Source organism: Collinsella aerofaciens, from assembly GCF_039752985.1.
Taxonomy (GTDB): Bacteria; Actinomycetota; Coriobacteriia; order Coriobacteriales; family Coriobacteriaceae; genus Collinsella; species Collinsella aerofaciens_BT.
On sequence record NZ_JBDMHA010000080.1, the window covers coordinates 1 to 7,768 of the forward strand.

A 7,768-nucleotide genomic window follows, 5' to 3' on the forward strand; every position below is an offset into this window, starting at 1 on the left:
GGGCGACAGCGATGTGCGAACGATAACGCTTGAGGCGCACGGTGACCGCGCAATGGAGCTTTCCCATTTGATTGATAGGGCTGTACAAGATGAGCTTGCATAACGACAACGCGCTGGTGGTGGCGCTCGATACCTCGACCGACATGCTTGCCTGCGCGGCAAGCTGGATTGATGGGCAGACGGGCGAGACGAAGCTCGTGAGTGGCGACCACATGTGTCGCCGTCACGCCAACGTTGAGCTCGTGAATACCGTTGATGGCGTGCTGGCTCAAGCCGGTCTGGATCGCAGCGATGTTGGTTGCTATGTGGTCGGCCGCGGCCCGGGGTCGTTTACGGGTGTGCGTATCGGCATCTCCACTGCCAAGGGCCTCGCGCGTGGTGCCAATGTTCCGCTGCTGGGCGTGTCGACGCTCGACGCTTGCGCTTGGACGGCGTGGAAGGCTGGCGTGCGCGGCAAGCTTGGTATCTTGGCCGATGCTATGCGCGGTGAGGTATATCCGGCGCTGTATATGCTGGTCGATGAGGGTCCCGAGCGTCAATTTGAGCGCGAACACGTGGTCAAGGCCGCCGTTGCGCTCGATGAGTGGCGCCAAGCAGCGGACTGGGACCAGGTTCAGCTGACCGGTGACGGTCTCGTGCGCTATGGCAAGCTGCTGGGCGAGGACGAGACCGCCCGCTGCGTGGAGCGCGACCTGTGGTGGCCTTCGGGCGAGGGCTTGCTGCTCGCGCACGCTGCGGGTGACGGCGATCCGGCCCGCGTCTTGCCGATTTACACGCGCCTTTCGGATGCCGAGGAAAACGAGCGCAAGCGTCTTGGTCTTGCCGAGAGTGCGCAGAGCGAAATTACGGGTGTTGCCGATGAGCTCGCCGGTCGTCATCTGCAGTTCCGTCCCATGGGCGCGGCGGATGCCGAGGGCGCGAGCGCGCTGGAGGCTGCCTGCTTTGAAGGTGCCGGACACGAGGCGTGGACGCCGGGCATGTTCCTGTCCGAACTGGGCGAGGACGTCGCTGCGCCGCGTAGTTGGTGGGTGGCACACGACGACGGCAAGCTGCTGGGCCTTGCCGGCGGTATGGTCGTGGACGGTGATGTGCAGATTCTGGATGTCGCCGTCGACCCGGCACATCGCCGTGAGGGCATTGCCCGCAAGCTGCTGTCGCATGTGAGCTATGATGCCCAGATGCTCGGCTGCACCACGGCTTCGCTCGAGGTCGAGGACGGCAACGAGGGAGCGATCGCGCTTTATAACGCTCTGGGCTTTACCGAGGCAGGACGGCGCCGCGGTTACTACGGTGTTGGCAAAGATGCCATCGTCATGACGGCGCCGCTGCCCTTGGTGCTCCCGGTCGACAACGCTTCGCCCGAGCCGACGGCGGCTGAGCAGCGTGTATGGCCGCTACCTGCACCCGAGCGCACCGTCGAGGAACGCGCCGAAATTGAGCGCCGCCACCTAGTGCTCGCTATCGAGAGTTCCTGCGACGAGACGGCCGTGGCGATAATCGATGCAGATGGCAATATGCTGGCCAACCAGGTGTCGACACAGATTGATTTTCACGCCCGCTTTGGCGGCGTGGTGCCCGAGATCGCCTCGCGCAAGCACGTTGAGGTGATTGTGAGTGTCGTGGATGCGGCGCTCGAGGATGCCGCAGCATCGCTGGGCCTTACGGGCGGAGCCATTGCACCAAGTGAGCTTGCCGCCGTGGGCGTGACGCAGGGTCCGGGCCTGGTGGGCGCGCTCGTGGTTGGCGTCGCCTTCGCCAAGGGCTTTGCCTACGCTGCTGGCAAGCCGCTCGTGTGCGTCAACCATCTGGAGGGGCACCTGTTTGCCAACCTGCTGGCGCAGCCCGACCTCAAGCCGCCGTTCATCTTCACGCTTGTCTCGGGCGGGCACACCATGCTCGTGCACGTGAAGGCATGGGGCGACTACGAGGTGCTCGGTGAGACACTCGACGATGCTGTGGGCGAGGCCTTCGACAAGGTAGCCAAGGCGTTGGGTCTGGGCTATCCCGGTGGCCCCATCATTTCCAAGCTGGCCGAGACGGGCAACCCCAAGGCGATCGATTTCCCCCGTGCGCTTAACAGCAGGGGGGACTACCGCTTCTCGCTTTCGGGCCTCAAGACGGCTGTGACGCTCTACATTGAACAGGAGACCAAGGCCGGGCGCACGATTCACCTGCCCGATCTGGCAGCTTCGTTTGAGGCGGCTGTCTTTGACGTGCAGTACAAGAAGGCCAAAAACGCACTGCACGCTACCGGATGCAAGGAATACTGCATCGGTGGCGGCGTCTCGGCCAACCCGCATCTGCGCGAGATGATGATCAAGAAGCTTGGGCGTCAGGGGATTCGCGTAACGGTGCCGCCCTTGTCTGCCTGTACCGATAACGCAGCCATGATCGCGGAGGTCGCTCGCCGTAAATTCGACCGAGGTGAAATCTCGCCGTTCGATGTCGACGCCGATCCGAACATGACGCTGTAGCTGGTACGGCGCGGTCCCCGGACGGAGGGGCCGGATATAAGGTTTCCTGCTCTACAGTCCTGCGCAAGACGAAGGCCACATTAAGTGGCCTTCTTTGCGTGCGGAACTCGCGATAAACCTTATATCCGGCCCCTCCGTCCGGGGACCTTTCTGTATCGATATAGCTTCTGGGCTGGTTTGGCGCCGACAACGTCCAGCAAGGTTAACAAGCCAGCGTCGAATTTCCGGCGTTCTTTAGCTGAAAGAAAAAGCTGGCGTGCGGAGCTTTGCTCCGCATTTGGGATGAGAGCCCCTGAGAGCCGCGGGAGCCGGGCGGCGCATATGAACTTTATCGCGAGCTCCGCACGCAAAGGAAAGCACTTAATGTGCTTTCCGTCTTGCGCAGGACTGTAGAGCAGGAAAGTTCATATGCGCCGCCCGGCTCCCGCGGCTCTCAGGGGCATCTCTCATGCAAAAACTGTCGTGGGGTAAAGTCCGAGGTCAGTGGCGTTTTATACCGAGAAATCCAAAAAAGTTGAAAATTCATTACAAATTTGCGTTGACTTTAGGTAACTAAAGTTTCATACTCCTTTTCAACCACTGGGGGATGTGAACACGCACGGATCGTTCGCATCATGATTGAAGAGGATTTCTTAGACATGTTCACGCATCAGCTAAACATTATCAGCGTAGTAATTATCTGATGCGGGTTAGCACATACAGCTAGCCCGTACGATAACGGGCGGCTGATGAAGATGAGGGCCGTCGAGCGCAACCGACGGCCCTCATTTTTTATGTCTGAGAAGTTCTTTTTAGAGGAGGAAATGACATGAACGGAGTTTTGCTCATGGTTGTGACCGCGGCGGTGCTCGCCTGCGGCTATCTGGGCTATGGCCGCTGGCTGGCCAACAAGTGGGGTGTTGACAAAGAGGCCCTCACGCCGGCCAAACGCATGAAGGACGGCAAGAGCTTCTCGCCTGTCTCTGCCTTCACCGCGTTTTCGCACCAGTTTAGCTCGATCTGCGGTGCCGGCCCTGTCACGGGTACGATCGTCGCCATGGCCTTTGGCTGGCTGCCCGTTGTGCTTTGGGTTCTCGTCGGCGGCATCTTTTTTGGCGCCGTCCACGACTTTGGTGCCCTGTACGCTTCGATGAAGAACAACGGCAAGTCGCTCGCTCAGCTCATCGAGAAGTACATCGGCAAGACCGGCCGTCGCCTGTTCCTGCTGTTCTGCTGGCTGTTCTGCATCATCGTCATCGCCGCCTTCACCGACATGGTCTGCAAGACGTTCATGTTCACCCCGGCCGTTGACGCTTCTGGTGCTGCTACCGGTGCCATCGACTTCACCAAGTCCTATGCCGCCGGCTGCGCTGGTACCATCTCCATCCTGTTCACCTTCGTCGCTATCGCCTTTGGTTGGGCCCAGAAGAAGTTCAACCTCACCGGCGCTGCCGAGTTCGTCACCGGCGTTGTCCTCATGGTTCTCATGTTCGCCGTCGGTATGCAGTTCCCGGTCTACCTGGATAAGTTCCAGTGGTTCGCCGTCGTCATGGTCTACCTGGTCTTCGCTGGCGCTATGCCCATCCAGATGCTCAAGACCCCGCGTGACTACCTCACTTCCATCATGATGATCGTCATGATCGTCTGCGCTGTCCTCGGCATCGTCGTCCTGGGCGTCAACGGTCAGGCCACTATCACCGCTCCGGTCTTCACCGGCTTCTCCACTGCCTCCGGCATGATGTTCCCGGTCCTGTTCGTCTCCGTCGCTTGCGGTGCTCTCTCCGGTTTCCACAGCCTCGTTTCTTCCGGCACCTCTTCTAAGCAGGTCGAGAAGGAGCAGGACGCCGTCAAGGTCGGTTACGGCGCCATGATCGTCGAGTCCTTCGTCGGCATCCTTGCCATCATCGTCGCCGGCATCATGTTCTCCGACATGAACACCGCCGGTACCGGCGCCCTCAACGCCGGTGTCGCTTCCACCCCGTTCCAGATCTTCGCCGCTGGCATCTCCCGCGGTATGCAGGCCTTCGGTGTTGACGGCACGCTCGCTACCGTCTTCATGACCATGAATGTTTCCGCTCTGGCCCTGACCTCGCTCGACGCCGTCGCCCGCATCGCCCGCACTTCGTTCTCCGAGTTCTTTGCCCAGACCAACGATGCCCTGGCCATCGAGTCCAAGGCCGGCTACATGAAGGTCCTCGGCAACCCCTGGTTCGCCACGGTCGTTACCCTGCTTCCCGGTCTCGCCCTCGCTTTTGGTGGCTATGCCAACATCTGGCCGCTCTTTGGTGCTTCCAACCAGCTGCTCGGCGGCATGACCATGATCACCCTCGCCGTGTTCTGCAAGTGCACCGGCCGCAAGGGCTGGATGCTCTATGTGCCCGTCGCCTTCCTGCTCTGCTGCACCTTCACCTCGCTGGTCCAGAGCGCCATGGGCTGCATGGCCGCTGTCCAGGCTTACGGCTTCTTCGGCACCATCCCGGCTACCGCCACCACGGCCGCCGTCTCCGTCGCCGCCACCAAGGGCCTGCAGCTTGTCTTCGCCGTCCTGCTGATGGTCCTGGGCCTCATCGTTGCCGTTAACTGCCTCAAGGAGTTCTTCGGCAAGGAGGCCGGTTCCATGCCCGACGAGGAGCCCGAGTGGTCCGAGATGGGCAAGGCCGAGTATGGCCGCGCTGCTGCTGCCGAGGCTCCTGTCGACGCCGAGGCCGCCAAGGCTTAGTCGACCTGACGCGTTGAACGTCACATCTATATGACTCGGAAAGACCGGATCCGCGACTTCGCGGGCTCGGTCTTTTTTTCATGCAAAAGCTGGTGACGCTCGAGTGTTCTCGCAGATGTTTTGCGTGGATAAGGGCGTGCGTTGTACCATATAGACGTATATGTGTACATATGAAAGGGGCCCCGTGGCCAAGACGGTATATTCCGATAACCAAAATAATGTCGATGCCCTGGCTGAACGTCTGAGCAGCCAGACGTCGCTTTCTGCCGAGCGTGCCAAGCTGGTTGCCTACGACCTGCTCTGCCGCAAGGCGCTCAAGATTAAGTCGAGTGCGCTGGCGCAGATTTTCCGCTCCGTCGATAAGGAATGTGACACCAAGGCGATGCGCGATGAGCTTATCGCGGCAAAAATCGTGACAAAGATCGAGGGTAGCGGCATTAACGGGCGCCCGGCGTTCTATACCATCAATGCCGAGATCAGCGATGTCCAGGAACAACCTACCGAGTCCGTCGAAGACTTTGTCGTCGAGGATTCTGCTGACGTGCCTGCTGTGGAAGAAGTTGCTCCGCGCGAGCATGTCGATACCGATGAGTTGCTCGATGAGAACGTCGTGCGTGCCTTTACGGCCAAGGCAGGACGCGGCGGTTTTGGTGGGGGTGGCAAGCGCGATGCGCAGCGCCGCGCCCAGCAGGAGCGCTTCCGTCGCGCCGTTGCTCAAAAGGGTGAGACGGATGCTGAGGCCGTCGAGGAAAAGCCCGTCGGGATGCAGGAGCCGACTCTCGCTCAAGAGCATGCTGAGATCCAGGAGCCCAAGCGTCGCCGCGGTGCCCACTTTAAGGCCGAGCAGCGAGGTGCCGCATGCGAGGTCCAGGATTCCGTCGAGGCTGCTGACGCGTCCGATGAACCGGCCAAGAAGGCTCCGGGTTCATGCCGTCCCGGACGTGGTTTTGAGGGGCGCGCGTATCCCGTAAGGCGTCAGGAGAAGAGCGAACCGGCTTCGACCACTCAGGGCGAGAAGGACGAGAAGGCCGTTGAGCCGGTGGCTCGCGAGCAAAAGCCTGTTGAGCCGCAGCTTGAGGTTGATGCCGAGGCCAAGGGCCAGCAGCCTACTGATGAGCAGACGGAGCAGGGCGCGTCGAGCAAGCCTCGCCGCCGTCGCCATCGTGGGGGCCGCAGTTCCCATGCCGAGACTGCAACCGAGAAGACCACGCCGCAGAACGAGGATGCGAAGGCCGAGGTTTCTTCGGGGCAGCCTAAGCGCCAGTCAGCGAAGGAGAGCAAGTCCGATCGTCCGCAGAAGCAGGCGTCTATGCCGAAGCGCGAGCGCAATCCCCAAGGCGATTCTAAGCGCAAGTCTCAGAAGAAGCCGGAGTCTGCCGCAGTAGATACTGCTGCCCAGCAGCCCGAGTCGGCCGCCCACGGCGAGGTCTCGGCGCTTGCCCTTGCCCGCGTTTTAGGCAGGCAGCTGTTCAAGGTTGTCCCTACGCCTACGGCGCTCTCTAAGATCAAGGAGCAGCAGACACAGATCGTAAAGGTCGAGGGCAAGGACGGCAAAAAGGCTCCGCAGCGCACTCAGCACAACGAGATGTCCAACCGCAAGATTGCCGAGGAAATCGCAATCATCCAGGCTTGGATCGAGCAGAACCGAGGTGCCGATACGCCGGTTGCCTCGCGCCGTCAGCGTGCCTACCAGATCTTTAACGACGAGAAGGCTTTTGACGGCAAGCACGGTGAGCGCTTGATCAGGCGTATGACCGAAAAGGGCATCAGCATGCAGGCGATCAAGGTCGCCCCCAATCGCCCCGTGCACTTTACGGGCTTCTTTACGCTGGGCGCCGACAAGCCGTTCATTATGGTCGAGAACCTGGACACCTACGACGAGATCGTCAAGCTGCTGCGTGGCCGCAAGCACGCCAAGCTCTTTGGCATCAAGGTGGGCGGCGTGATTTTTGGCGGCGGATGCAAGGCGAGCGTCTCGCATGCCTTGGACGATTATCTGGCCGAGATTGGCTATCGCTTTAACTACGTCTACTACGTAGGCGATATCGATCGCGAGGGCGCGCGCATTGTCGAGCAGACTCGCAATGCCAATGTGGTTGAGATTCGCCTGCATGCCGGCATGTACCGCGCCATGCTCGCCGAGCATAAGCGTCGCGTGAAGGCCGGCGGCGAGTGCGAGCCCGCGGCTGCCAACCAGGGCGTGCCGCAGAACCTGGCGGCGACGATCAAGGATCTGCCCATGGTTACGCGCGTGCAGTTCCGCAACGTGCTACGTGAAGGCGGGCGCATTCCGCAGGAGATTCTGATGACCGCCGACTATCGGGATGGCGACTCGGGAAGCTTCGACCGCATGCTCAACAACTAGGGCGTTCGGCCCCGGGAGAGCGGGGACACCGGCTTAGGTTTCCTGCTCTACAGTCCTGCTCACGACGGAGGCCACATTAAGTGGCCTCCTGTTCGTGCGGAACTCGCGATAAACCTAAGCCGGTGTCCCCGCTCTCCCGGGGCCTGCGGCTACTTGGTTGTCGCATGCGGCTCGCTTTTCGGAACAGGGCTGATAATTCTAGATGCAAGGCGCTCTTGGTCGTTATGGGCC

Annotated in this window: 3 protein-coding genes; all 3 read left to right on the forward strand. The window is 60.9% G+C overall.

The window, feature by feature from the left end:
* Positions 1 to 89: 89 nt before the first annotated feature.
* The 3 genes from tsaD (at position 90) to ABHR76_RS09045 (ending at position 7,537) form a co-directional block, all read left to right on the forward strand.
* Positions 90 to 2,474 (forward strand): tRNA (adenosine(37)-N6)-threonylcarbamoyltransferase complex transferase subunit TsaD, encoded by a 2,385-nt coding sequence (gene tsaD, locus ABHR76_RS09035; RefSeq protein ID WP_346977444.1) that lies wholly within the window; start codon positions 90 to 92, stop codon positions 2,472 to 2,474.
* Between the two features lie 808 nt (positions 2,475 to 3,282).
* Positions 3,283 to 5,172, forward strand: coding sequence for a carbon starvation CstA family protein (locus tag ABHR76_RS09040; protein WP_346977445.1), 1,890 nt, complete (start codon positions 3,283 to 3,285; stop codon positions 5,170 to 5,172).
* Between the two features lie 184 nt (positions 5,173 to 5,356).
* On the forward strand, positions 5,357 to 7,537 hold the full coding sequence (locus ABHR76_RS09045; RefSeq protein WP_346977447.1) for a hypothetical protein: 2,181 nt from the start codon (positions 5,357 to 5,359) through the stop codon (positions 7,535 to 7,537).
* The last annotated feature ends 231 nt before the right edge of the window (positions 7,538 to 7,768 follow it).